The organism is Vitiosangium sp. GDMCC 1.1324 (genome assembly GCF_003044305.1).
In the GTDB taxonomy this organism is placed as follows: domain Bacteria; phylum Myxococcota; class Myxococcia; order Myxococcales; family Myxococcaceae; genus Archangium.
In genome coordinates this window covers 249168-273821 of the sequence record NZ_PZOX01000014.1, presented here as the reverse complement: position 1 = coordinate 273821, position 24654 = coordinate 249168, and the positions used below count along the sequence as shown (strand labels likewise).

At 69.6% G+C, this 24654-nt stretch carries 21 protein-coding genes; 13 read left to right on the top strand and 8 right to left on the bottom strand.

All coding sequences use genetic code 11. From position 1 onward, the window contains the following. Window positions 1-292 precede the first annotated feature (292 nt). Complete coding sequence (locus tag DAT35_RS59355) at window positions 293-451, bottom strand: hypothetical protein (protein ID WP_158502036.1); 159 nt, start codon at window positions 449-451, stop codon at window positions 293-295. A 196-nt stretch (window positions 452-647) separates the two neighbouring features. On the opposite strand from DAT35_RS59355, the gene DAT35_RS34890 reads away from it, so the two are divergent. From DAT35_RS34890 to hemH, 6 genes are all read left to right on the top strand, one after another. Continuing rightward, window positions 648-983, top strand: coding sequence for an SWIB/MDM2 domain-containing protein (locus tag DAT35_RS34890; RefSeq protein ID WP_108073401.1), 336 nt, complete (start codon window positions 648-650; stop codon window positions 981-983). Window positions 984-1147: 164 nt separating this feature from the next. Continuing rightward, window positions 1148-4231 carry a malto-oligosyltrehalose synthase gene (gene treY, locus DAT35_RS34885; RefSeq protein WP_199243086.1) on the top strand — a complete coding sequence of 1028 codons (3084 nt, stop codon included), beginning with the start codon at window positions 1148-1150 and terminating at the stop codon, window positions 4229-4231. Continuing rightward, the gene (glgX, locus tag DAT35_RS34880) at window positions 4228-6366 is read left to right on the top strand and encodes a glycogen debranching protein GlgX (RefSeq protein WP_108073399.1); all 2139 of its coding nucleotides are present in this window, start codon (window positions 4228-4230) and stop codon (window positions 6364-6366) included. Before treY ends, glgX begins: the two co-directional genes overlap by 4 nt. 100 nt (window positions 6367-6466) lie before the next feature. After that, the gene (locus DAT35_RS34875; RefSeq protein ID WP_108073397.1) at window positions 6467-7456 is read left to right on the top strand and encodes a TerC family protein; all 990 of its coding nucleotides are present in this window, start codon (window positions 6467-6469) and stop codon (window positions 7454-7456) included. Window positions 7457-7517: 61 nt separating this feature from the next. Continuing rightward, on the top strand, window positions 7518-7901 hold the full coding sequence (apaG, locus tag DAT35_RS34870; protein WP_108073395.1) for a Co2+/Mg2+ efflux protein ApaG: 384 nt from the start codon (window positions 7518-7520) through the stop codon (window positions 7899-7901). Window positions 7902-7907: 6 nt separating this feature from the next. After that, a complete protein-coding gene (gene hemH, locus DAT35_RS34865) occupies window positions 7908-8996 on the top strand; it encodes a ferrochelatase (protein ID WP_108073393.1) in 1089 nt (362 codons plus the stop codon). Here hemH and DAT35_RS34860 read toward each other — a convergent pair. The 5 genes from DAT35_RS34860 to DAT35_RS34835 form a co-directional block, all read right to left on the bottom strand. Next, a complete protein-coding gene (locus DAT35_RS34860) occupies window positions 8941-9942 on the bottom strand; it encodes a hypothetical protein (protein WP_108073391.1) in 1002 nt (333 codons plus the stop codon). The two genes, hemH and DAT35_RS34860, sit on opposite strands and share 56 nt — an antisense overlap. Window positions 9943-10448: 506 nt before the next feature. Beyond that, window positions 10449-11063 carry a pentapeptide repeat-containing protein gene (locus tag DAT35_RS34855; protein WP_233261904.1) on the bottom strand — a complete coding sequence of 205 codons (615 nt, stop codon included), beginning with the start codon at window positions 11061-11063 and terminating at the stop codon, window positions 10449-10451. Between the two features lie 314 nt (window positions 11064-11377). Beyond that, complete coding sequence (locus tag DAT35_RS62180) at window positions 11378-12571, bottom strand: hypothetical protein (protein ID WP_199243085.1); 1194 nt, start codon at window positions 12569-12571, stop codon at window positions 11378-11380. Between the two features lie 252 nt (window positions 12572-12823). Continuing rightward, entirely contained in the window at window positions 12824-13357 is a 534-nt protein-coding gene (locus DAT35_RS59345; protein WP_158502034.1) for a hypothetical protein, read from the bottom strand. Window positions 13358-13481: 124 nt separating this feature from the next. After that, window positions 13482-14453 (bottom strand): L-threonylcarbamoyladenylate synthase, encoded by a 972-nt coding sequence (locus DAT35_RS34835; RefSeq protein WP_108073378.1) that lies wholly within the window; start codon window positions 14451-14453, stop codon window positions 13482-13484. 35 nt (window positions 14454-14488) lie between these two features. On the opposite strand from DAT35_RS34835, the gene DAT35_RS34830 reads away from it, so the two are divergent. The 6 genes from DAT35_RS34830 to DAT35_RS34805 are packed head-to-tail and all read left to right on the top strand — an operon-like array spanning window position 14489 to window position 21127. After that, complete coding sequence (locus tag DAT35_RS34830) at window positions 14489-15898, top strand: TIGR01777 family oxidoreductase (RefSeq protein ID WP_108073376.1); 1410 nt, start codon at window positions 14489-14491, stop codon at window positions 15896-15898. A 50-nt stretch (window positions 15899-15948) separates the two neighbouring features. Then, on the top strand, window positions 15949-16881 hold the full coding sequence (locus DAT35_RS34825; protein ID WP_108073374.1) for an ABC transporter ATP-binding protein: 933 nt from the start codon (window positions 15949-15951) through the stop codon (window positions 16879-16881). Beyond that, window positions 16878-17603, top strand: a complete 726-nt coding sequence (locus DAT35_RS34820) for an ABC transporter permease (RefSeq protein WP_233261903.1) — start codon at window positions 16878-16880, stop codon at window positions 17601-17603. The genes DAT35_RS34825 and DAT35_RS34820 overlap by 4 nt, the downstream gene beginning before the upstream one ends. After that, the gene (locus DAT35_RS34815; RefSeq protein ID WP_233261902.1) at window positions 17600-19402 is read left to right on the top strand and encodes a Gldg family protein; all 1803 of its coding nucleotides are present in this window, start codon (window positions 17600-17602) and stop codon (window positions 19400-19402) included. Before DAT35_RS34820 ends, DAT35_RS34815 begins: the two co-directional genes overlap by 4 nt. A gap of 11 nt (window positions 19403-19413) precedes the next feature. Beyond that, on the top strand, window positions 19414-20343 hold the full coding sequence (locus tag DAT35_RS34810) for a DUF4340 domain-containing protein (protein WP_233261901.1): 930 nt from the start codon (window positions 19414-19416) through the stop codon (window positions 20341-20343). A gap of 46 nt (window positions 20344-20389) precedes the next feature. Then, window positions 20390-21127, top strand: a complete 738-nt coding sequence (locus DAT35_RS34805) for an RNA ligase family protein (protein ID WP_199243084.1) — start codon at window positions 20390-20392, stop codon at window positions 21125-21127. Window positions 21128-21137: 10 nt separating this feature from the next. Here the strand turns inward: DAT35_RS34805 and DAT35_RS34800 are convergent, their stop codons facing one another. After that, window positions 21138-21545, bottom strand: coding sequence for a response regulator (locus DAT35_RS34800; protein ID WP_108073368.1), 408 nt, complete (start codon window positions 21543-21545; stop codon window positions 21138-21140). Beyond that, window positions 21542-22861, bottom strand: coding sequence for a HAMP domain-containing sensor histidine kinase (locus DAT35_RS34795; protein WP_108073367.1), 1320 nt, complete (start codon window positions 22859-22861; stop codon window positions 21542-21544). Before DAT35_RS34795 ends, DAT35_RS34800 begins: the two co-directional genes overlap by 4 nt. A 223-nt stretch (window positions 22862-23084) precedes the next feature. On the opposite strand from DAT35_RS34795, the gene DAT35_RS34790 reads away from it, so the two are divergent. After that, window positions 23085-24593 (top strand): FAD-dependent oxidoreductase, encoded by a 1509-nt coding sequence (locus DAT35_RS34790; protein WP_108073365.1) that lies wholly within the window; start codon window positions 23085-23087, stop codon window positions 24591-24593. Window positions 24594-24654: the final 61 nt, after the last annotated feature.

Here is a 24654-nt window from a genome sequence, read left to right as displayed (position 1 = left end):
CCACCCCGTCCACATCGGCCAGGCGCACCCTCACCGGCCGTCTGGTGGAGGACGGCATCAGCCTGGGGGGGCTGCCCAGCTCCTGCCGTGGGCCTCTCGGCACCCGCTCGAGGCGGAGCAGGCGCTCGGGGTCTCCGGCCCCTGATTCGGGGGGCCGCGGCACGCACCCGCAGCCCATCCACGGACACGAGAGCGATGCCCCCGGCCTCGTTCCCAACCATCCCACTTCATAGGTTGGACGGCGTCCTCCTCGTCTTCGCGCCATCCAGGAGGGCCAGGACGCATGCGTCCCTCACGCTCGCGCCGCCTTCTCGTCCTGCCACCCCACCAGACTCGCGACGTCACTTCCGGGATGCCGTGAACAGGCCTCCTCGTGCCCCCGCGCGACGAGCACGCGCCCTCGCGCGGAGGCCCAAAAACCGTCCTCGCCGGAGACGACTCTGTTCACCATGGTGTGTTTCCCCAGAGAAAACACTCTTCCTTTCCGAGGGAGAACCACTATTTTCCCCTCAGCCCTCAGAGGGAAAAATGCAGCGGAGGGCTGTTTTTCGGCCTCGGGCGTGGTACTAGGCGCTCGACGGCTCTGGGTGTGAACAAGCCGTGCAACGCCCCCGGACACTCGAACAGGGGGAGGAGATCCGAACAGAATGGCCGCCAAGAAGACCACCGCCGCGAAGAAGGCTCCCGCCGCGAAGAAGGCTCCCGCCGCCAAGAAGTCTGCGGCTGGCAAGCGCAAGCCGAACGCGGCGTTCATGAAGGAGATGACTCCGTCTGCCGCCCTGGCGGAGATCGTCGGCAGCAAGCCGCTGCCCCGCACCCAGGTCGTTAGCAAGATCTGGGACTACATCAAGAAGAACAACCTTCAGGACGCGAAGAACAAGCGGCAGATCAACGCCGATGACAAGCTCAAGCCCATCTTCGGCGGGAAGAAGTCCGTCACCATGTTCGAGATGACGGCGCTGGTGAACAAGAACCTGAGCTGAACCGGATCACCGGTCCCACCGGGTGCTGTCGCTAGAGGGCTCGCCACCATGTGGCGGGCCCTCTGCACTTTCGAGGGCTCGAACGCCCGGAGAGCGTTGGATAGCGTGCGGAAGAGCGCCTCCGAGGTGGTCAGATGGGCCGGGCGGCCCTACGACTGAGCCGTATGCGACTCGAGGGGACGGTTGTGCCGGGAGGCGACGTGGGCCAGGCGGGCGTGGAGGCCCTGGCCGGGACGTTGTACGCGCGCGTGCGGGAGGAGTTGCTGGGACGGGCCATGCCGCTGTCCACCTACCGTCTGCAACTGCACAAAGGATTTCCCTTCACCGCGGCGCGGGACGTGGTGCCCTACCTGGCCCGGCTGGGGGTGACGGACGTGTACTGCTCGCCCTACCTCAAGGCGAGCCCGGGCAGCACCCACGGCTATGACTGCGTGGACCACAAGCAGCTCAACCCGGAGGTTGGCTCGCCCGAGGAGCACGCGGCCTTCTGCTCCGCCGTGTGCGCGCACGGGCTCGGCCAGGTGCTGGACGTGGTGCCCAACCACATGGGCATCGATGCCTTCAACCCGCTGTGGTTCGACGTGCTGGAGAATGGCCCCGCGTCCCTGTACGCGCGCTTCTTCGACATCGACTGGAATCCGGTGAAGGACGAGCTGGAGGGCAAGGTCCTCCTGCCGGTGCTGGGGGACCAGTACGGGGTGGTGCTGGAGCGGGGCGAGCTGAGGCTGGGCTTCCGGGGTGGGGCCTTCTTCGTCCACTACTACGACCGCCTGCTGCCCCTGGCTCCCCGGCAGTACGGGCGGGTGCTGCGGCGCAACCTGGAGGAGCTGGAGGCCCGGCTGGGAGCGGAGCACCCGCACCTCACCGAGCTGCACTCCATCCTCACCGCCATCAGCCACCTGCCCGCGCGCACGGAGACCGAGCGCGCCAAGCTCATCGAGCGCAACCGCGAGAAGGAGGTCATCAAGCGCCGCCTGTCCGCCCTGGCCGGGGCCAGCCCCGAGGTGGCGGGCCACATCGCCGGCAACGTGGAGGCGCTCAACGGCAACCCCGGGGACGCGCGCTCCTTCGACGAGCTGGATGCGCTGCTGGAGGATTGCAGCTACCGGCTGGCCCACTGGCGCGTGGCGGGGGATGAGATCAACTACCGCCGCTTCTTCGACATCAACGGGCTGGCGGCCATCCGAGTGGAGGACCCGGACGTGTTCGCCGAGGCCCACCAGCGCATCTTCGACTGGTTGCGCCAGGGGTGTGTCACTGGGCTGCGAATCGACCACCCGGACGGGCTCTACGATCCCACGGCCTACTTCCTCAACCTGCAGGAGCAGTACTTCGTGGAGCGGGCGCGGGCCCTCTTCGAGGCCGAGCACGGCGAGCAACCGGGGCTCTGGCCGGAGGTGGAGCAGCGGCTGCGCGAGCGGTGGCAGGCGGAGACGGGGACCCACGCGGACTCGCCGCTGCGCAAGGCGCTGTACGTGGTGGTGGAGAAGATTCAAGGCGGGCGCGAGCGCATCCCCGAGGACTGGGCGGTGCATGGCACCACGGGTTACCGCTTCGCCAACGCGGTGGGGGGCGTCTTCGTGCGGCCGGACGCCGAGGCGGCGCTGACGGAGACGTACCACCGCTTCATCGGCGAGGCGCCGGACTTCGAGGAGCTGGTCCACCAGAAGAAGCGCCTCGTCCTGCGCGACTTCATGGCGAGCGAGCTGAACATGCTCGCGCACCGGCTCAACCGCATCTCGGAGCTGAACCGGCGCACGCGGGACTTCACGCTCAACAGCCTGAGGCGGGCGCTGGCGGAGTTCATCGCGCTCTTCCCCGTGTACCGCACCTACGTGGATGACTGGCGGCCGGAGCTGGACGAGCGCGACGTGCGCTACATCCAGGACACCCTGCGGCACGCCAAGGCGCGCAACGCCACCGTCAACGCCAGCATCTTCGACTTCCTGGGGGACGTGCTGCTGCGGCGCTACCCGGAGCACCTGGGGCCCCACGAGCGGGCGGAGATGCTGGCCTTCGCCATGAAGGTGCAGCAGGTGACGGGCCCGGTGATGGCCAAGGGGCTGGAGGACACCGTCTTCTACGTGTACCACCGGCTCGTCTCGCTCAACGAGGTGGGCGGGGAGCCGGAGCAGTTCGGCACCACCACCGAGGTCTTTCATGTCCGCAACCAGGAGCGCGGGGCGCACTGGCCGGCGAGCATGCTCACCACCAGCACGCACGACACCAAGCGCAGCGAGGACGTGCGCGCTCGCATCCATGTCCTCTCCGAGCTGCCCGGGGAGTGGCGCCAGCGGGTGGAGCGCTGGTCGCAGCTGACGCAGGACTTCCGCACGGAGCTGCCCGGTGGCCCCGCGCCGTCCCGCAATGACGAGTACCTCTTCTACCAGACGGTGGTGGGGGCCTGGCCCATGGGCCCATCCCTCTCCCCGGAGGCGCTCGCGGACTTCCGCGGCCGCATCCGCGACTACATGCTCAAGGCCATCAAGGAGGCGAAGGTCCGCACCTCGTGGACCAACCCGAACCCGGACTACGAGGAGGGCGTGTCCCGCTTCGTGGAGGCCTCCCTCGACGAGGACCGTGGCCGTGCCTTCCTCGAGGATCTGCGCGCCTTCATGCGCCGCATCGAGCGGGCCGGGCAGCACAACGCGCTCGGACAGCTCCTGCTGAAGCTGGCCTCGCCCGGGGTGGTGGACACCTATCAGGGCTGCGAGCTCTGGGACCTGTCCCTGGTGGACCCCGACAACCGCCGCCCGGTGGACTACGGCCTCCGGGACCGGTTGCTGGCGGCACTGGACGCGGAGGCGAAGGGGGATCGGCTCGGGCTGTGCGCCCGGCTGGTGGCGGACATGGACGATGGCCGCATCAAGCTCTTCGTCCTGGCCGAGGCCCTGCGCTTGCGCCAGCGTCAGGCGGCCCTCTTCCATCGGGGCGGGTACCGGGAGTTGCATCCGGTGGGCCCGCGCGCGGATGCGGTGGTGGCCTTCGCCCGCGAGCACGCGCAGTCCGTGGTCATCGCCGCCGCACCGCGCTACACGCTCTCCGCCCTGGAGTCCCCGGGGGGATTCACAGCGGCCTATGAAGAAACGTCCCTGGAATTGCCCGAGTCCTATGCGAGCATGACGTTCCGGGACGTATTCACCGGGCAGGAGGTTCGGCCGGGGCGTCAGGCGGGTAGCGTGGTGCTGCCCCTGTCACCGCTGCTGGCCGGCTTCCCGCTGGTGCTGTTGGAGAGGAGCGATGGATGAAGCGGGCGGAGGTGCTACCGGGCAAGCCGTATCCCCTGGGCGCCACGTACCTTGGCAGTGGAGTCAACTTCGCCGTCTTCAGCGAGCATGCGCGGAAGATGGAGGTCTGCATCTTCGACCCGAAGCAGCCCTCGCGCGAGCTGCGCCGCTACGTCCTGCCGGAGCAGACCCAGCACGTGTGGCACGGCTTCATCCCGGGGCTGGAGCCGGGCACCCTCTATGGCCTGCGCGCCTACGGCGTCTACGAGCCCCGGCGCGGGCTGCGCTTCAACCCGCATAAGCTGCTGGTGGACCCGTACGCCCGCGCCCTGCACGGGAAGGTGGACTTCTCCGCCCCCCTCTATGCCTACGTGCCCGGGGACGAGGAGCAGGACCTCAGCTTCGACACGCGCGACAGCGCCCACGGTGTGCCCAAGGCGGTGGTGCTCACCGATGACTACGACTGGGAGGGGGACCGTCCTCCTGGCGTGTCCTTGAACCGCACGCTCATCTACGAGGCCCACGTGAAGGGCCTCACGAAGCTCCACCCCGCCATCCCCGAGCACCAGCGCGGCACCTACTCGGCCATGGCCCACCCGGCCATCATCGACCACCTCCAGAAGCTGGGTGTCACCGCCGTGGAATTGCTGCCCGTCCACTCCCACGTGGACGAGCCCTTCCTCGTCAACAAGGGCTTCACCAACTACTGGGGCTACAGCACCCTGGGCTACTTCGCTCCAGACGCGCGCTTCAGCTCCTCGGGCTCGCTCGGCGGTCAGGTCTCCGAGTTCAAGTCCATGGTGAAGGCGCTCCACCGCGCCGGCATCGAGGTCATCCTCGATGTCGTCTACAACCACACCTGCGAGGGCAACCACCTGGGGCCCACCCTGTCCCTCAAGGGCCTGGACAACTCCGCCTACTACCGGCTGCAGGAGAAGGATCCGCGCTACTACCAGGACTTCACCGGCACGGGGAACTCGTGGAACGCCACCCACCCCTACGCGCTCAAGCTCGTCATGGACAGCCTGCGCTACTGGGTGCGCGAGATGCACGTGGATGGCTTCCGCTTCGACCTGGCCACCACCCTCGGCCGGGACCGGCATGGCTACGACACCCGCGCCGCCTTCTTCCAGATGGTGCACCAGGATCCGGTTCTCAACTGTGTGAAGCTCATCGCCGAGCCCTGGGACGTGGGCGACTTCGGCTACCAGGTGGGCAACTTCCCCGTGCTGTGGAGCGAGTGGAACGGCAAGTACCGCGACACCATCCGCCGCTACTGGAAGGGCGATGACCGGCAGGCCGCGGAGATCGGCTACCGGCTCACCGGCTCGTCGGACCTGTACGCGCTGAGCGGCCGCAAGCCCACCGCGAGCGTCAACTTCATCACCGCCCACGACGGCTTCACCCTGCACGACCTCGTCACCTATAGCCAGAAGCACAACGAGGCCAACCTCGAGGAGAACCGGGACGGCGCCAACGACAACCACTCGTGGAATTGCGGCATCGAGGGCGAGACATCCGACCCCGAGGTGAACGCGCTGCGCGAGCAGCAGAAGCGCAACTTCCTCGCCACGCTCTTCCTGTCCCAGGGCGTGCCCATGCTGCTGGCCGGTGACGAGCTGGGCCGCACCCAGCGCGGCAACAACAACGCCTACTGCCAGGACAACGCGCTCTCCTGGGTGGACTGGAACCTCACCGAGTCCCAGCGCGAGCTGCTGGAGTTCACCTGTCTGCTGAGCCGGCTGCGCCGGGAGCAGCCGGTGCTCACCAAGCGCAAGTTCTTCCGCGGATCCCACATCTGGGACAGCGAGCTGAAGGATCTGGCCTGGTTCCGCCCAGATGGGCAGGAGATGAAGAAGGAGGACTGGGAGAAGCCCTACGTGCGCTCCATCTCCTTCCTGCTGGGCGGCGATGCCATCGCCACCCCAGACGACGAGGGCAACCGCATCGTCGGGGACACGCTCCTGGTGCTGATGAATGCGCACCACGAACCCATCACCTTCCACCTCCCCGCCATCGAGTGGGGAGCGGACTGGGAGGAGGTGGTGGACACCGGGCAGTCCCGCGTGTCCCTGCACCCCCATACACCCGCGGGAGGCACGGTGCGGATGTCCGGCCGGTCCCTGGTGGTGCTGCGCCGCCCGGCCACGGAGTAGACACCCCTCGGGCATTTGGGGTTCAAGGTTATCGACGGCGGGGCGCCTGACCGCTATAGGGAGGCGTCCGCCGTCTCCGCCGGGTCAGGGAAACACGCTCGTGAACACACAAGTCGCGCTCTGGGTGGGCTTCAACGTCTTCGTCCTGGCCATGCTGGCCCTGGACCTGGGCCTCTTCCACCGCAAAGAGCACGTGGTGACGCCCAAGGAGGCGGGGGCGTGGACGGTGGTGTGGATCGTCCTCAGCCTGCTCTTCTGCTGGGGCGTCTGGTACTCCGGTTTCTGGACGACGCGCCAGGCCACCGAGTGGGTCACGGCCTACGTCATCGAGTACGCGCTCTCGGTGGACAACCTCTTCGTCTTCCTCATGGTGTTCGCCTACTTCCGGGTGGCGCTGGAGGTGCAGCACCGCGTGCTCTTCTGGGGGATTCTCGGCGCGTTCGTCATGCGCGCCGCCCTCATCCTGGCCGGCACCGCGCTCGTTCAACGCTTCCACTGGCTGCTCTACATCTTCGGCGCCTTCCTCGTCTTCACCGCCGCGAAGATGGCCTTCTCCAAGGACGACGACGAGGCCGCGGACCCCGAGCAGACCTTCATCGTGAGGCTGTCCCGGCGGATGCTGCCGGTGGCGCGCGAAGGGCAGGGCAGCCGCTTCTTCATCCTCGAGGACGGCCGGCGCAAGGTGACGCCCCTCTTCCTGGTGCTGATGGTGGTGGAGGCCACGGACCTGCTCTTCGCCCTGGACTCCATCCCCGCCGTGCTGGGCATCAGCCAGAACGCCTTCATCGTCTACACGTCCAACGTGTGCGCCATCCTCGGCCTGCGCTCGCTCTTCTTCGTGGTGTCGAGCCTCATGGAGAAGTTCCACCTGCTCAAGGTGGGCCTCGGCGCCATCCTCGGCTTCGTGGGCATGAAGATGCTCATCGTCTTCTTCGACATCCACGTCCCCATCGGGCTGTCGCTGGGCATCATCGGCGGCATCCTGGTGGCCTCCATCGTGGCGTCGCTCATCTGGCCCAAGGTCGAGGCACCCCAGGAGCCCGCCGAGCCGGCGCAGGCCCCGCAGGACCGGGAGGGGATCAAGCCCTGAGCCCCTGGGGGGGCGCTTCGTTTGGCTTGCGTCCGGGCGCCGAGCCAGCCAATTGTGCGGCATGTCCTCCGTCACCACCGAAGGCATCCGCATCACCGTCAAGCCCAACTTCTGGCCGGAGCGGAGCGCCCCGGAGTCCCACCAGTACGCCTTCATGTACACGGTGGAGATCGTCAACACGGGCCAGGACGTGGCCCAGCTGCGCAGCCGCCATTGGATCATCACCGACGCCACCGGGAAGGTGGAGGAAGTGAAGGGCGAGGGCGTCGTGGGCAAGCAGCCACGTCTGGGGCCCGGAGAGCGTTTCGAGTACACGAGCTGGGCCCAGCTGCGCACGCCCTTCGGCTCCATGCGGGGCTCCTACACGATGGAGCGGCCGGACGGTCGCCAGTTCGAGGCCCGGATTGGCGAGTTCGCCCTCACCCAGCCCCACTCCCTGCACTGACCGGACATGACGCCCCCACGCAAGGGACTGCTCCTGGTCAACCTGGGCACGCCGGATGCCCCCGAGACCGGCGCGGTGCGCCGCTACCTGCGCGAGTTCCTGAGTGATCCGCGCGTGGTGGACATCCACCCGGTGGGCCGCTGGTTCCTGCTCAACTTCATCATCCTGCCCTTCCGCTCGCCCCGGAGCGCGCACGCCTACCGCACTGTCTGGATGGAGCAGGGCTCGCCGCTGATGGTGTACTCGCGCGCCCTGGCGGCGGCGGTGGCCGAGCGGCTCTCCGGCCAGTACGAGGTGGAGCTCGCCATGCGCTATGGCAACCCCTCGCTGCCGGACGCGGTGGCGCGGTTGCGGGCGCGAGGCGTGGCGGACTTCGCCGTGCTGCCCCTCTATCCGCAGGAGGCCCCGTCTTCCTCGGGCTCCTCGCTGGCGCGCGCCTACGAGGTGCTGGCCGAGCCCTGGGATGTGCCCAACGTGCGCGCGGTGCCGGCCTTCCACGGCCATCCCGCGTTTCTGGACGCCTTCGCGCAGGTGGCCCGCCCCGTCATCTCCGAGGCCCGGGCGGACCATGTCCTCTTCAGCTTCCACGGCGTGCCCGAGCGCCACGTGCGCCGTACCGATGCGTCCGGCTCGCACTGCCTGGCCTCGGCGGGGTGTTGTGATGCGCTCACGGACGCCAACCGCCACTGCTACCGGGCCCAGTGCTACGCCACGGCGCGGGAGCTGGCGAAGCGGCTGGAACTGGCCCCCGAGGGCTGGAGCGTGTCCTTCCAGTCCCGTCTGGGGCGGACGCCGTGGGTGCGGCCCTTCACGGACGTGGTGCTGCCGGAGCTGGCCGCGCGAGGGGTGAAGCGCCTGGCGGTGATGTGCCCCTCCTTCGTCGCGGACTGCCTGGAGACGGTGGAGGAGGTGGCCATCCGGGGACGCGAGCAGTTCCTCGCGAGCGGGGGCGAGTCCCTCACCCTCGTCCCCTCGCTCAACGCGCACCCGGCCTGGGTGGACGCCGTGGTGCGGCTCGTCGGTGAGTCGGAGGCGGTGGCTACTTCTTCGCCTGCGGCTGCAGGAGGTCCGCCGGTACCGAGTCGAGCGGGGTGAGGCGCAGCTTGCGCTCGCCATTGAGCGTGCCGGGCAGGGTGGCGCCCTCGATGCTCGTGGTGATGGTGGCCTCCCAGGAGCGCCAGCGGCCGGCCTTCACGAGGAACTCGCCTCGGCCCTTCACCTGCACTCCGGCGGAGGCGGCTGGGGGCCCGGCGGGAGTCTCGTCCTCGTCGTGGTCATCGTGCTTGTCCGCCCCCTTCTTGGCGTGCGCCTCCTCGAGCTTCGGCGGCTTGGGGAGGCTCTGCCGGGAGGGGCGCAACTGCCCGGAGATGGTCTCGGAGAGGTCGTACTCGAGTGTCGCCACCTGCTCGCCATTGTCGCCGGGGGTGAGCGCGGTGAGCTTCACCTGGTTGCGCCGCTCGGCCTTCTTCTCCACGAAGTTGGGCACGGAGCCCATGTCCACCAGGTCCGTCCCGAGCGCCCAGGCGGCGTCCTGGCCCACCGCGTCACGCGGCAACTCCAGCACCAGCACCGCCGTGTTGCGCAGCGGCCCGGAGAGTCCGTCCAGCACGAAGCCGCGCTCGCTCATGGTGCCTTGATCCGCCTCACCGCCCGGTCCCTGCGGGACGATGCGGAAGGCGTAGTCGCCGGACTCGGTCTTCTGCAGGACGAAGATGGCGGTCGTCTCGCTCTGCCTGGCCGCGGGGGCTGGAGGCGCCTTGTCCTTCTTGCCCTTGGGGGCCGGAGGGGGCGGCGCGGACTCGGAGGCGGTGGTGGTGAGGCGGAAGGCGGTGGGGGCGTCGAGCTTCCAGCGCAGCGTCACCTTGGAGGGGTCCGGCGGCGGCTCGGGGGCGGGGGCGGGCTTTGGCGCCTCGGCCTTCTTCGCCGGAGCGGCGGGCATGTCGGGCGGACGGGGGATGGGCTCCATCTTGCCGACGGGCTCCTCCTTGCAGGCGGAGGTGAGACAGAGGGCGGCCAGCAGGCCGATGAGGCGCCGATTCACGAAGGGGCTCCTGGGGTGGAGGCAAAGGGGACTCCGGATTCCGGAGTGTCCAGGAGTCTACGGCAGGCCGCCCTCCAGGTGCACGCGAGGTGTGGTTCACCCGAGGTGAAGGGGGAGAGAGGGGGGGCCACCTGGGGGAGCGGGGAATGTGGGAGAGGTGGGGTCGTCCGGGGCGGCGTCCGGAGTCTGGAGTGCGATGCGATGGTGCCATGCGGGAGCTCCAGCAGCGCGCGGGGACGCGGGGAGGCGCTCGAGTCCCACCGGTTGGGAGTGGAGACGCGCGGTGCAATCCGGGGACGGGCAGCGCAGCGGGTGTGGTGGCTCCAGGTCTTGTTGCGCGGGGAGCTTGCTTCGGCGATGGCTGTCTTCAATGGGTGAAGACGGTCAGGTGTGAAGCGCGGACTCCCACTGTGTCTGCACCCGTGGGCAAATCAGCTGAGTTCCTCAATGACAGCCTTGAGCGCTTCGCCCGGTTTGATTCCGTGCTGGAGAGAGTCTCGTCTGCGTCAGTAGACGATGCCGTCGAGCTTCTCGAGGACGGCCTTGAGCTCTTCGGCGGTGGTCTCGAATCGCTTCGCAACGGAAGGGGCATGGTAGGTCAGGGCCACGGTGGATGGAGGATCGGTGTGCAGGTTTTTCACGACGACGCTCCCGAAGAGTCCCGGCCACTCGACGCTGTTTAACTCGCGGCTCCTACCAATAGGGTCCAGGAAGGTGAAGCAGGGCCACGGAGGGAAGCGCAACGTGCTGGTATCACAACCGTGGAAGCGGCAAGCGTCCAGGCGTGCCTGAGAGAAGTCGCAGTCCTCAATGGCTCCGTGCTCCCACCCCTCTGCGAAGTGGGGCCAGTGGCCGAAATCGCACCCACGCAGACTCCCCGTGAACCGACAGCCTTTCAGGGACGCACTTACCCAGTCTTGATGGTTCTTCAACTCCTGCTTCACCTCGATGGTGCAGTCGATGAAGCGCGTGGGCAGGATGAGGAATTGCGTCGCTGGCACACGGACGATGATCGTGCAGTGCCGCAGGGTGAGGTTCGGACCAAGATAGTAATTGACCGTCTTGTCGGTCAGTTCCAACTTGTCGTCCTCCATCTCCCGATTCTTGTAGATGATGTTCATGTGCTTCAGCATCCCTTGTCAGAAGGAGATCATCCGGAAAAAGACGTCGGACATCCGGCGACCGTGGCGCCCGAAATTATCCGTCGTCCCGGCGAGCACCTCATAGTGGTACTTGGACCCGTTGGGCCCCGTGATATCGACCCCTTGGGAATTCCATTCCAGGTGCCCGAACTGGCGCTTCAGCTGCTTCTCTACCCAGCGCCCCCGGGCTTGCCCCTCCAGCCGGGAGGCCTGGAAATGTTCACCCTGTTCAAGGGCCTTCTGGATGGCGTCTTTCTCTTCACGGGTGAGCCTGTTTGGCCCCCACTTCTTGGCTATCCGAGTAGCAGCGGTCTGGAGCTCGTCCCCCAGCGGGTCCGACGCGGGAATGTCCTTGGGTGACTTGCCGCGCGGCAAGTGCCACCTTTGGCCATTGCTGAGTACCACCTGCTGGTTGCCGCCCCGGTGGCGCATGACGGTGGTGACGGAAGGACCCTGCGGCTTCGGTGCCGCGCTCGCCGCGCCGCCCCGCCCCGTCGTCCGCGCATCATCACCGAGAAGCGGCCCTCCGAGGTCGCCGCCACCGCCTCCACCTCTGCCATCGCCTCCAGTCGCACGCCCTGCGCCTCGGCCTGCACCAGCGCTCGTGCATACCCTGGCAGTGCGCGCACCCGCCGGGCCACCTGCGCCGCCGTGCTCCCCATCGCTGCCCCCACCGCCATCACCAGCGCCCGCGCGGCGTGTTCCCCCATCGCCTTGGCGTATTCCCGCCCGGCCTCATGTAGTTCGGTGAAGGTGCGTGCCTCGTGGGCTCGGTAGGCCAGCCGGGCCCACCCGTACACCATGCCCCACAGCGCGTCCGCCCCCAGCCAGCACATCATGGCCACGGTCAGCACCCCGGCCACTGCCTTGGTGGTCGGCTCGGGGACCAGCCACATGGTGAGGTACATGGCTCCCGTCCAGGCCAGCGTGGCCACCACCGCCCGGGGGTCCAGCACCTCGCGCACCAGGGCCTCGCGCGTCTCGTCCAGCACGGAGCTGAAGGCCAGGGCGAAGGCCAGCGTGCGCCGGTCGTCCGCGCGCAGGTAGGGACCGTCCGCGTACAGGCCCAGGCAGTCCCCTCCACCCCGAGCCTGGCACCAACCCGCGTACTCGCCCCTCATTGCCTCTGCCTCCTGGGGGGCGAGCGGGCCATCGTCCTCCTGGGGCACCAGGGTGAGGACGCGGCCCCGGTACACCTCCGCCACCCACTCCCCCTCCAGTCCCTCCTTCAACAGCGCTCGGGCGGCCTCCTGGGGTGGGGTGTCCCACCGGACTTCACGGGCGAGTTGCCGGATCGCACGCTGGAATTCACTCTTGTCCACCGGCACCGGACACGTCGCCACGGCGCCCGGCTCGACGTCGTCCACGTCGTACCACTGAGTGTTCGCCGTATAGTCCGGGGGCTCGCCTTGGGGCTGGTAGCGCGTCGTGCTCGCGCACGCGGTCAGCAATATCAGCAGAACGGCGCCCGTCTGGCGGAATGTCATGGCCCACCTCCTGTGTGGAATGGCCAGCCTGACAGGGTAGAAGCGCTCCATCCGTGGCGGAACGATGCTCGCGGTACTTCCGCTCCTCCCGTGGTCCGAGGTCGAGCCATGCTGACAGCCTGGTCGCAGCCGCGCAGGCAGGATTGCCCCCATGCTCACGGGAATGTCACGCCGCGCACGGTGATGGTGCGCGGCCCATTCGCCTCGCCCAGCCGGAGGAGAAAGGTCCCCCGCAGCTGCTCTGCCGTGGCCTCAGCCACCACCGCGAGCTGCCACCTTTGTTCGGGCAGAAGGGGCTCCGACGGCCATACGCGCAGCACCCGCAGCTGCACGCCCTCGGTGCTCACCAACTTGGTAGAGCTCGACGCGAGTGTTGGGGTTGTGCTCCCGGGCCCAATCGTCCAGCGGCAGCCCGCGCACGAAGGGCGTGACGAGGAAGAGGAAGAGGGGCTCGTGGGCGGGCCACAGGCCATGTCCTTCCAGCGGCAGGCCTCCGGCGTCCCACAGCTTCACCATGACTTCCAGCTCGCGCCAGGCCCGGTGCTCCGCACGCGGCAGGAAGATGCACTTCACCGCGAACAGCCGGCCCTTGCGCCGGGCTCGGAACACCGTGCCCTGGCCGCCGGTGCCCAGCCTCGCCTCCATCCGGTAGCCGGCCACCTTCATGCCCACCTGGGGCAGGTGCTCCTCTGGCGAATCATTCACGAGCTGCCGCATCCGCAAGTGCCGCGACACCCGCTGCCGCTCCTGCTCGTCCACGGGCCTGCCCGCTCCGGCTTCGCTCATGCGCACCACCTCCCAGGTGGCGCAGTGTAACATGACCGCTCACACCCGGTGGTGGGATGGGCGCTCCCGCGCGGTACTGCTCATCGGACGCCGGTGCGTGGCGTCTCGGAATGCATCTTCCGCGTCAGCCTTCAGGGGGCCGGGGGGCGGCGGCGCGGGCCAGTCGATCCCTCACCGCGATGCCGAGGCCCTCGGCGCGGGGGAGGCAGGCCACCAGCACGTCGTGGCCCCGCTCATCCGCCTCGCGCAGCCGTGTGTAGAGGACTCGCGCCGCACCGGCCGGGTCTTCCGGCACGTCATACCGGGGCACTCCCGGGGGCAACGCGAGGCTCGGTGGGCCCAGCACGCCCACGCTCTGTCCCTGGGCCTGGAGGGTCTTCACGCGAGACACCACGTCCGAGGGCTCGGAGAGCACCACCCCCGCCCGGGGCGCGTAGTGCGAGGCGAGGCTGCCCGAGACGCGCACCGTGGCCGAGGTCCGCACCGGCACCCGGCGCCCCAGGACGCGTTCAATCTCCTCCACCGCCAGGCCTCCGGGCCGCAGCACCGCCGGCTCCTGGCCGCTCAAGTCGACGATGGTGGACTCCACGCCCACCGTGCACGCGCCTCCGTCGAGGATGAGGTCCACCGCGTCTCCCAGGTCCGCCCGCACGTGCTCCGCCGTGGTGGGGCTCACCTTGCCGAAGCGGTTGGCGCTCGGCGCGGCCACTCCGCCCCCGAGCGCGTCCAGCACGGCCAGGGCCACCGGGTGGTTCGGCACTCGAATGGCCACTGTGTCCTGTCCCCCCGTCACGGCATCCGTGGCGCGCGGGGTGCGCGGGAGGACCAGGGTGAGGGGCCCCGGCCAGAAGGCCTTCGCCAGACGCCAGGCGTCCTCGGGGACCTGGCGGGCCCAGGAGGGCAGCTCCTCGGCGCGGGCGATGTGGATGATGAGGGGGTGGGTGGCGGGGCGCCCCTTGATGGCGAAGACGCGGCGCACGGCGAGTTCGTCCTCGCAATTGGCCGCCAGCCCATAAACCGTCTCTGTTGGCAGGGCGATGACGCCGCCGCGCCGGAGCGTTTCCACTGCCTGGGTGAGGATGTCCGAGGTAAGCATGCCTGTCGGGCGCAATCTGGCCCCCGGAGGGGATGATGGGCAAGTCGCAGGTGTTCGAGGCTCGCAGCCAGATGCCCGTGGACGCCGAGGAGGTCTTCGCCTGGCATGCGCGCGAGGGGGCCTTCCAGCGCTTGACGCCCCCCTGGGAGCCCGTCGAGGTGGTGGAGCATCACGGGGACGGCATCCGCGAGGGCTCCCGGGTGGTGATGCGCATGCGCGTGGGGCCGGTCTCCCTCCAGTGGGTGGCGCGGCACACCCGCTACAGCCCCGGCTCGCTCTTCCAGGACGTGCAGGAGTCGGGGCCCTTCGCCCGTTGGGTCCACACCCACCGCATGTGGGATGAGCCGTCGGGGGGCTCGGTGCTGGAGGATGACGTGGAGTACGCGCTGCCGGTGGGGGCGCTCGGGCGGGTGGTGGGCGGCGGTTACGCGCGGCACCGGCTGGAGCGGATGTTCGCCTACCGCCACTCGGTGACGCGCGAGGACCTGCGGCGCCACGCGGCCTTCGCCGGGCAGAGGCAGCTGACGGTGGCGGTGAGCGGCGCATCGGGGCTGGTGGGCAGCGCGCTGGTGCCCTTCCTCACCACGGGAGGCCACCGGGTGCGGCGGCTGGTGCGCGGCCGGCCCGGCGCCGGGGACATCGCCTGGGCACCGGGCCAGGGCGAGATGGATGTGGTGGCGCTGGAAGGTGTGGACGCGGTGGTGCACCTGGCCGGGGCGCCCATCGCCGAGGGGCGTTGGACGCCGGAGCGCAAGGCCCTCATCCGCCGCAGCCGGGTCGAGGGCACCCGGGTGTTGTCCGAGTCGCTCGCGCGCCTGGCGCGTCCGCCGCGAGTCCTGGTGAGCGCGTCGGCCATGGGGTTCTACGGCAGCCGGGGCGACGAGGTGCTCACCGAGTCCAGTGCATCCGGGGAGGGGTTCCTCGCCGACGTCACCCGCGAGTGGGAAGCGGCCACCGCTCCGGCGGAGCAGGCCGGCATTCGCGTGGTGCACCTGCGCCTGGGGGTGGTGCTGAGTGCCAGGGGTGGTGCCTTGGTGAAGATGTTGCCCGCCTTCGAGGCCGGGGCGGGCGGCCGCATCGGGGACGGCCAGCAGTGGATGAGCTGGGTCTCCCTCGAGGACGTCATCGGCCTGGTGCACTTCGCCCTGTTCACCGAGGCGCTGCGTGGGCCCGTCAACGCGGTGGCGCCCAACCCCGTGCGGCAGGAGGACTTCGCCCGGACGCTCGGCCAGGTGCTCTCCCGGCCGGCGCTGGTTCCGTTGCCCGCCCCCGCGGTGCGGACCCTCTTCGGGGAGATGGGCGAGGAGACGCTCCTGCTCAGCTCCCGTATCCGCCCGGAGGTGGCCGAGCGCGCGGGCTTCTCCTTCCTGCACCCCTCGCTGGAGCAGGCCCTGCGCTTCACGCTCGGGAAGACGACCGAGGGGCCGCGCTTCCGCCATGGCTGAGGGCCTCGGCCTGGCTTGACTTCCCCCGGGCCGCGCGAAAGAACGCCGCGATGATCCACGTCGAGGGGCTGACCAAGTACTACGGCAGCCACGCGGCCATCCGGGACCTCGCCTTCCGCATCGGCCGGGGCGAGGTCATCGGCTTCCTGGGACTCAATGGCGCGGGGAAGACGACCACCCTGAAGATTCTGGGGTGCGTGCTGCTGCCCACCTCGGGGCGGGCCATCATCGATGGCTACGACGTGGTGAGCCACCCGCACGAGGTGCGCCAGCGCATCGGCTTCCTCCCGGACACGCCGCCGCTCTACGACGAGATGGGGGTGGGGGAGTTCCTCGCCTTCGTGGCGAGGCTGCGCGGGGTGGGCTCGCGCGACGTATTCGCCCGCGTCGCCGAGGCCGAGGAGAAGACGGGCCTGTGCGATGTGGATGACGCGCCCATTTCCTCGCTGAGTCACGGCTACCGGCAGCGCGTGGGTGTGGCGCAGGCGCTCGTTCACCGGCCGGCGCTGCTCATCCTCGACGAGCCGGGCAGCGGACTGGATCCCCGGCAGATGGTGGAGATGCGTGCGCTCATTCGAGGACTGCGGGGAGAGCACACGGTGCTCGTCTCCAGCCACCTGCTGTCGGAGATCAGCCAGACCTGTGACCGGCTCCTGGTCATCAAGGAGGGGGAGCTCGTGGCGCAGGGCACCGAGGAGGAACTGAGCCAGCGGCTGGGGGGCGGGGGCTTCATCGAGGTGGAGGTGCGGGGCGAGCGGGAGCGGGTGCTGGCGGTGCTCGCGGGCGTGGGCCCGGTGCGGGTGACGGGCGAGGCGGAGGGGGTGGTGACGCTCCGGGTGGATGCCCCGGTGGACCTGCGGCCGAGGGTGGCCCAGGTGGTGGTGAGCGCGGGCCTGGAGCTACTGCGGCTGGACCGGGGAGTGGAGAAGCTCGAGTCCCTCTTCCTGCGGCTCACCCATGGCGGGGAGGGGCGCGCACCATGATGCGGACGCTGCTCATCGCTCGCCGCGAGCTCGCGGCCTACCTGCGCACCTTCCAGGGGTACGTCATCATCGCCATGGTGCTGGCGGTGGACGGCCTGCTCTTCAACGCCTACGCGCTGGGCGGGGTGAGCAAGCGCTCCTCGGAGGTGCTCTCGCTCTTCTTCCTGTTCTCCAGCGGCACCACGATGGTGGCCTCGGTCTTCATCTCCATGCGGCTGCTGGCCGAGGAGCGGCAGGCGGGCACCCTGGCCCTGCTGTACTCCTCGCCGGTGAAGGACCACGAGATTGTCCTGGGCAAGTTCCTCTCGGCGCTGGCCTTCCTGGCGCTGATGACGCTGGCCACGGTGTTCATGCCGCTGCTGGTGATGGTGCATGGCAAGCTGTCCCTGGGCCACATCGCCGCCGGCTACCTGGGGCTGCTGCTGCTGGGGAGCGCGTCGCTGGCGATTGGCACGTTCGGCTCGGCGCTGGCGCGCAACCAGGTGCTGGCCGCCGTGCTCTCCGGGTGCATGGTGGTGGCGCTGCTCACGTGCTGGCTGTTGGCGCGCATCACCGAGCAGCCGCTCTCGGACATCTTCAGCGCGCTGGCGCTGTGGAACCAGCACTTCCAGCCCTTCCAGGCGGGCGTGGTGCACGTGCGCGACGTCGTCTACTACCTGCTCGTCACCTACGTGGCGCTCTTCGCCGCGACGCGGGTGCTCGAGGCGCGGAGGTGGCGGTGAGCCTCCGGCCCAACCCCTGGGTGTCCGGGCTGTACGTGGCGGGCCTGGTGTCCGTCTTCCTCGGCGAGCGCGTTGCGGGGGCCGGGACGGGGTGGCTCGTGCTGAGCGGCGGGGGCCTGGCGCTGGCGGGGCTCGCGGTGGCATGGCGCGTGGCGAGGGTGGTGCGGGCCTCGGGGGACAGGCGTGGACTGGAGCGGTGGCTGCTCGGCCTCTTCCTGTTGGGAGGGCTGGGGGTGGCCCTCTACTTCCTCCCGCCGGACGCGGGCACTTCCCTGGCGGGCGTTTGCGAGGCGCTCTTCCCCTCGCTGCTCGCCACGGCGTTGCTGCCGCTCGCGCTGGTGGAGATGGCGGCCGCGTCCATGGCGCGAGGGCCGGTGCTGGAGCCGGGCCGGATTCGCGCCGCGCTCCATTCGGGGCTGGGGCTGGCCTTCGCGCTCGTCTTCGCCTTCTCGAGTCAGTACGTGGCCACTCGGGCGGACGTCTCGTGGGACCTGGCGTACTTCCGGACCGCGCGGCCGGGCGATGCCACGCGCCTGCTGGTGCGCCGTCTTCCGGATCCGGTGGAGGTGACGCTCTTCTTCCCCCCGGCCAACGATGTGCGGCAGGCCCTGGAGCAGTACTTCCGGGAGCTGGCCCGGGAGTCCGGGTATCTCCGGGTGGAGGTGTTGGATCAAGCGGTGGAGCGGGCTCGGGCCAGGGCGCTGGGCGTGGGGGAGAACGGCTCCGTGGTGTTCAGCCGGGGCCAGCGCCTCGAGCGATTGAAGGTGCCGCTGGAACTGGACCTTGCCCGGGGGCAGTTGCAGCGGCTGGACGAGGACGTGTACCGGCGGCTGCGGGTGGTGTCGCGGCCTCGCCGGGTGCTGTACCTCACGGCGGGGCATGGCGAGCGGGGGCTGTTGCCCCAGGCGGCCACGGCGCTGGAGAAGGCGCGGCCCGGCCTGTCGCAGCTCGAGGAATGGCTGCGGGTGCTGAACGTGGAGGTGCGCACGCTGGGCATGGCGGAGGGGTTGGGGACGGAGGTGCCCCGGGATGCGGCGGTGGTGGCGGTGGTGGGGCCCGAGCGGGACTTCTCCCCGGAGGAGGGGGCCGCGCTGCGCCGGTACCTGGAGCATGGCGGGCGGCTGTGGCTCGCGCTGGAGCCGGACGGGCCCGGCTTCGAGCCGCTGCTGGAGCCGTTGGGGTTGAAGCTGCTGCGCGTGCCCCTGGCGAATGACCAGCGCTTCCTGCTCATGAGTCACCAGCGCAGTGATCGCGGCAACCTGGTGACGGCGAGCTTCTCCGCGCATGCCTCCGTGGGGACGTTGGCCTCGTTGGGCAGCGACGCGGCGGTCGTCTTCTCCGGAGCGGCGGCGCTGGAGCCGGTGAAGCCCCTGCCCCGAGGGGTGGCCCAGGATGTGTCGGTGCGAGCGGCCCCGGAGACCTACCAGGACCTCGACCACGACTTCACCGCGGACGAGGGAGAGCCACGGCAGGCCTGGCCCCTGGTGGTGGCGGTGGAGAAGGCGGGGGTGTCGGGTGCCTCGCCCGCACGCGTGGTGGCCATGGGCGACTCGGACGTGATGACGGATGGCGGCCCGCGCGGCTATGGCAACCCCTACCTGCTGGTGGACACGGTGCTCTGGCTGCTCGGCGAAGAGGAGCTGGCGGGCACGGTGTCCAACGAGGAGGACGTGCCGCTGCAACACACCCGCCAGCAGGATGTCCTCTGGTTCTACTCGGCCGTCTTCCTTGCTCCGGCGATGGTGCTGGGGGCGGGCTTCCTCGTGACGCGGCGCCGGAGACGGCGAGGTGCGCGATGAGGGCGCGCGGCGTGGCATTCCAGGCGGCACTGGCCGTGGCGGGACTGGCCTCGGCCTTCTTCGTCTGGCGGCGGGAGCCAGCGGGCCTTCCTGGCGAGGTGGTGGTGCTGGACGCGCCGAGGCAGGCATTGAAGCGCGTGCGCTACGAGGACGCGTCCGGCCAGGTGGAGCTGTTCCGCGAGGAGCCCGGGAACGGCGCGTTGTGGCTGCGGTTGGGGACGAAGCCTCCGAGGGAGCTGCGCGCCAACGAGACGGCGGAGCAGCTCTTCACCCGCTTCGCACCGCTGCGGGCCATGCGAAGCCTGGGAGTGCTGAACGCGGAGACGCTCTCCGAGGTCGGATTGAAAGACAGCCCCCGGACGCTGGCGGTGACGCTGTCCGGCGGGGAGCACACCTTCACCCTGGCCGCCGCCTCGATTGGCTGGGGCAGCCCGTATCTGCGGCGCGAGACGGACGGGAACGTCTTCCTCCTGGCGCCCTCGCTGCTGCCCGACCTGGAGAACGCCGCCTATCGGCTCGTGGACCGGACGCTGCATGCTTTCGGGTCCAGCGAGTACGACGTCCTCACCGTCACCTCGGGGAACGCCTCGCACACCTTCCTCGTCCGACTGCGGGCACAGCGTCCGATGGAGCTCGTGCCCCGGGATGCACCGGACTCACCGGACGAGACGGCGCGCAAGTGGCACGAGCGGGTCTGGCTGCTCTCTCCCGCGCAGGCGGACTTCCTCGGGCGAGGCGAGGAGCCTCCCGGAGGTCCTCCGCACGAGGTGTTCCGCGTGGAGTACCGGCGTGGGGACAAGGGCCTCGGCCAGCTCACTGTCGCGCGCGGCGCGGGCGGCGAGCTCTATGCGCGCACCGAATACACCGCGGGCTGGGCGAAGCTGCCTCCCTGGGCAGACTCCATCGCCGCGGATGCGGAGAAGGTGGCCGCGAGGCGCTGAGGGGCCCTGTCCTGCTTCCGGCCCATGGGGTGCTACCCTTCCGCGGGTGCATCCTCCGTCCGATCCGGAATTCCGCCCACTCGGTGGCAAGGCCTACGGCTCCATTCCGCACCTCCCGGGCTCTCGCACCGGTCCCGCGGATCGTCACCTCTCGCCCGCGCTGACGCGGTGGTGCACCGAGCGGACGCGCGATGCGCAGGACCATGTGGTGGTGCTCGAGAAGCTCGATGGCTCCTGCGTGGCCGCCGCGCGCCTGGGGGACTCGGTCGTCGCGCTGGGGCGGGAAGGGCGCCTGGCCAGGTTCTCCCCCAACGACGCGCGGCGGCTCTGGGCCGGATGGGTCGCCGCGAACGCGGAGCGCTTCCTCTCCGTGCTCCAACCCGGTGAGCGCCTCGTCGGCGAGTGGCTGGCCCTCGCGCACGGCACCCGCTACGCGCTGACGCACGAGCCCTTCGTCTGCTTCGATCTCATGCGCGGACATGAGCGGCTCCCCTGGCACGAAGTGACGGCCCGCGTCCGTCCGGGCGGCTTCGTGACCGCGGGGCTCCTCCACCAGGGCGGCGCGTTGCGCATCGATGCCGCCTTGGAGCGCCTCCAGGGCGGTGGCTTTCACGGAGCGCTGGACCCGGTCGAGGGCGCCATCTGGCGGATGGAGCGGTGCGAGGGTGGCACGGCCCGCGTGGAGTTCCTCACCAAGTACGTGCGCTCCGACAAGGTGGATGGCTGCTTGCTGCCGGAGAACACCGGGCGCGCCGCCATCTGGAACTGGCGCCCGGAGTCGTAGCAGGTCCGCTCTACGCCGCCGGGGACACGGTCGCGAGCACCCGCTCGACCTCGCGCACCAACGCATCCGGCAGGCACGGCTTGGTGACATAGGCATCGCAGCCGGCTTCCTGCGCCTCGCGCGAGTGCCCGTCCATCGCATGGCCGGTGAGCGCCACCACGGGGATGGAGCGTGTGCGTGGGTCTCCCTTGAGGCGCCGGGTGGCCTCCCAGCCATCCATCACCGGCAGCGACAGGTCCATGAGGATGACGGCGGGGTGCAGCGCGAAGGCCTTCTCCACGGCCTCCAGGCCATTGCGGGCCTCGGCCACGCGGAAGCCCGAGTACTCGAGGTACTCCGCGTACATCTCCCGGGCATCCTGGTAGTCGTCGACGATCAGGACGAGGGGCGAGGTGTCATTGCGAGCTGCACTGTTCATGTCCGCCTCGTGCGTCGTGGGAGGTGCAGTGTGAACGTCGAGCCCTGGCCCGCGGCGCTCTTGAGCGAGATGCGCCCGTCGAGCATGGCGGCCAGCCGCCGACAGATGGAGAGACCCAGGCCCGTTCCTCCATAGGCGCGCGTGGGCGAGCTGTCCACCTGCTGGAAGTCCTCCCAGATTTTCTCCTGGTGGATGGGATCGATGCCAATCCCGGTGTCCGCCACGGAGATGTGGAGCGTGGCGGTGGCGACCTCGTACGAGGCGAGCACCTTGACCGAGCCCTCGTGGGTGAACTTCAGGGCGTTGGACAGGAGGTTGACGACAATCTGCTTCACCTTCTGCCGATCGCTGTGCACCGGCGGCAGGTTCGGCTCCAGCGAGGAGCTCACCGCCAGCTTCGAGCGCACGATGATGGGATCCAGCTCGGCCATGACCTCCTGGATGAGCTCGGGGAGGCGGAACTCGGACAGGTGCAGCGGCATCCGGCCCGCTTCGATGCGGGTGATGTCGAGAATCTCGTTGATGATCTCCAACAGGTGGCGGCCGTTGGAGTCGATGCGGCTGAGACTGCGGCGCTGGGGCGGGGTGAGCTCACCGTTGACGCCCTGCAACAGCATGTTGGTGTAGCCGAGGATGGCGTTGAGCGGCGTGCGCAGCTCGTGGGACATGTTGGCGAGGAACTGCGACTTGGCGGCGCTCGCCTGCTCGAGCTGGATGGCCTGGCGGCGCAGCAGCTCGTTCTGTGTGGCCAGCTCCTCGGTGGCGGCGTTCACCCGGGCGGCCAGCTCGGTGGAGGCCGCCTCGAGCCGCGCCAGTTGGTGGCCCTTGTACAGGCGCGTCAGGTGCATGCCCAGGTGTCCGGCGAGCCACGGGGCCTCGGGGGACAGCTCCGGGACGGGCGAGCCCACCATCAACAGCCCGGGAGGCGGTATCCCGGCGGTGGCCTTGCCGAGCGACAGGGTGAAGAGGCCCGTCCTCGACAGCGGCAACTCCGGCGGGAGCTGTCCGGGATGGAACCAACGGGGCTCGTTCCACTGGAGCGCCTCCACCAGCGGATGCTTCGGATCATGCAGGGCGAGCATGAAGCCCTCCGCGCCGGACAGGCCATGCCAGGCCAGCGGCACGAGGCAGTGCGAGTCCGACTCGTCGGGCGCGAGGCACAGCACCTGCTCCACACGGGCATGCTGGACGAGCCACGCCACCGCGGCCTCGGCACACGTCCGGGGCTCATCGCACCCGAGCAGCAGCTCGGCGAAGGCGAGTCGCGCCTCGGGGCCGGGCGCGGGCAGCGACGGCAGGGCGGCGGTGGATGGCAAGACGCGACGCTCCTGGGGTCCTCGGGAGACGGGGCGAGAGTGGCGGTTCAATGGTGCCGAGGCTTCCCTGGGTTGTGCGACACCTGCAGCCCATCGCCAACACCCCCCGGCGCAGGTTGTTGGCTCGTACACATCCCGAGGCTTCAATGGAGGACAAGCAGGCGGGCGGGGACGGCTGGCTGCTCGCCCTACCAGCCCCCGGGCGAGTTCTTAGCCTTTGAGCATGGTGGAAGAGCGCACGCACAAGTCGTTGTGGACGGTATCGGCCCCGGCGCGGCGCTACCCGGTGTTGCACGGGGACCTCGAGGTGGACGTGGTGGTGGTGGGTGGCGGAATCGCGGGTCTCACCACGGCGTACCTGCTCAAGCAGGAGGGCAGGCGCGTGGCGGTGGTGGAGATGCACCGGCTGCTGACGGGGCAGACGGGGCAGACCACGGCACACCTCACCGAGCTGCTGGACACACCCTATTCCACACTGGCCTCGGACTTCGGGGAGAAGGGAGCGCGGATGGCCGCCGAGTCCACCCGGGCTTCCATCGAGAAGATCGCCGGGCTGGTGGAGCGGCTGCGCATCTCGTGCGGCTTCCAGCGGCTGCCCGCCTTCCGCTACGCGGAGACGGAGCGCGAGGCGAAGGAGCTGGAGCGCGAAGCAGCCGCGGCCCGGCAGGCGGGCTTGATGTGCTCGCTGACGAACGAGGTGCCCCTGCCCTACGCGGTGAAGCTGGCGCTGCGCGTGGAGGATCAGGCGCAGTTCCACCCACGCGAATACCTGCTGGCGCTCGCCGAGGGCATTCAGGGGGATGGCAGCTTCATCTTCGAGGAGACGCAGGTGACGGAGCTGTACGAGGGGGTGCCGTGCCGGGTGCACACCCCGAGGGGTGTCGTCACCTGCCGGGATGTGGTGGAGGCGACCACGACTCCGCTCAACCGCGTCTTCCTGCACACGAAGCTGTACCCCTACCGGAGCTACGCGGTGGCGGCGCCGCTCGAGAAGCCGATGGAGGCGGGGCTCTATTACGACAGCCAACAGCCGTATCACTACATCCGTACGCAGCGGGTGGAGGGAGTGGACTACGTCATCGTCGGGGGCGAGGACCACAAGGTGGGGATGGAGGAGGACACGGAGCGCCACTTCGAGGCACTGGAGGAGTACACGCGGCGGCGCTTCCCGGTGACGCGGGTGGAGTACAGCTGGTCCGGCCAGGTCATCGAGCCGGCGGACGGACTGGCGTACATCGGGCGCAACAGCAACTCGAGACACGTGTGGGTGGCCACGGGCTTTTCGGGCACGGGCATGACGTTCGGGACGCTGTCGGGGGTGATTCTGACGGACCTGATTCTCGGGAGACAGAACCCGTACGCGGCGCTCTACGATGCGACGCGGGTGAAGCCGAAAGCGGGAGCGATGGACTTCATCCAGGAGAACGCGGAGGTGGCGTTCCGCTTCGTGGCGGACCGGTTGGCGAAGCCGGACGGGCACGACCTGTCCGAGGTGCCAGCCGGGGAGGGTCGCATCCTGGAGGTGGACGGGAAGAAGGTGGCCGTCTTCCGCGAGGAGAGCGGGGCGGTGCACGCGGTGAGCCCGGTGTGCACGCACCTGGGGTGCCACGTGCACTGGAACAAGGCCGAGCGCTCGTGGGACTGCCCATGCCACGGATCGCGCTACAGCCCGACGGGCGAGGTGCTCAACGGCCCGGCCGTGAAGGGCCTGCCGTCGAAGAAGATCCGCTGAGCCGGGGGAGGAGACGGCTCGGGAGCGGTGAAGTTCGAGGCGGCGGCTCGTAGCATGGGCG

What these genes read in the sequence shown, in the direction of transcription:
- DAT35_RS34835 (WP_108073378.1), bottom strand. Translation starts at nt 14,453, where the DNA reads ATGCTTACCTCGGACATCCTCACCCAGGCAGTGGAAACGCTCCGGCGC.
- DAT35_RS34820 (WP_233261903.1), top strand. Translation starts at nt 16,878, where the DNA reads ATGATGCGGACGCTGCTCATCGCTCGCCGCGAGCTCGCGGCCTACCTG.
- DAT35_RS59345 (WP_158502034.1), bottom strand. Translation starts at nt 13,357, where the DNA reads ATGAGCGAAGCCGGAGCGGGCAGGCCCGTGGACGAGCAGGAGCGGCAG.
- DAT35_RS34890 (WP_108073401.1), top strand. Translation starts at nt 648, where the DNA reads ATGGCCGCCAAGAAGACCACCGCCGCGAAGAAGGCTCCCGCCGCGAAG.
- DAT35_RS34830 (WP_108073376.1), top strand. Translation starts at nt 14,489, where the DNA reads ATGGGCAAGTCGCAGGTGTTCGAGGCTCGCAGCCAGATGCCCGTGGAC.
- treY (WP_199243086.1), top strand. Translation starts at nt 1,148, where the DNA reads ATGCGACTCGAGGGGACGGTTGTGCCGGGAGGCGACGTGGGCCAGGCG.
- DAT35_RS62180 (WP_199243085.1), bottom strand. Translation starts at nt 12,571, where the DNA reads ATGACATTCCGCCAGACGGGCGCCGTTCTGCTGATATTGCTGACCGCG.
- glgX (WP_108073399.1), top strand. Translation starts at nt 4,228, where the DNA reads ATGAAGCGGGCGGAGGTGCTACCGGGCAAGCCGTATCCCCTGGGCGCC.
- DAT35_RS34790 (WP_108073365.1), top strand. Translation starts at nt 23,085, where the DNA reads ATGGTGGAAGAGCGCACGCACAAGTCGTTGTGGACGGTATCGGCCCCG.
- DAT35_RS34855 (WP_233261904.1), bottom strand. Translation starts at nt 11,063, where the DNA reads ATGAACATCATCTACAAGAATCGGGAGATGGAGGACGACAAGTTGGAA.
- hemH (WP_108073393.1), top strand. Translation starts at nt 7,908, where the DNA reads ATGACGCCCCCACGCAAGGGACTGCTCCTGGTCAACCTGGGCACGCCG.
- DAT35_RS59355 (WP_158502036.1), bottom strand. Translation starts at nt 451, where the DNA reads ATGGTGAACAGAGTCGTCTCCGGCGAGGACGGTTTTTGGGCCTCCGCG.
- DAT35_RS34800 (WP_108073368.1), bottom strand. Translation starts at nt 21,545, where the DNA reads ATGAACAGTGCAGCTCGCAATGACACCTCGCCCCTCGTCCTGATCGTC.
- apaG (WP_108073395.1), top strand. Translation starts at nt 7,518, where the DNA reads ATGTCCTCCGTCACCACCGAAGGCATCCGCATCACCGTCAAGCCCAAC.
- DAT35_RS34825 (WP_108073374.1), top strand. Translation starts at nt 15,949, where the DNA reads ATGATCCACGTCGAGGGGCTGACCAAGTACTACGGCAGCCACGCGGCC.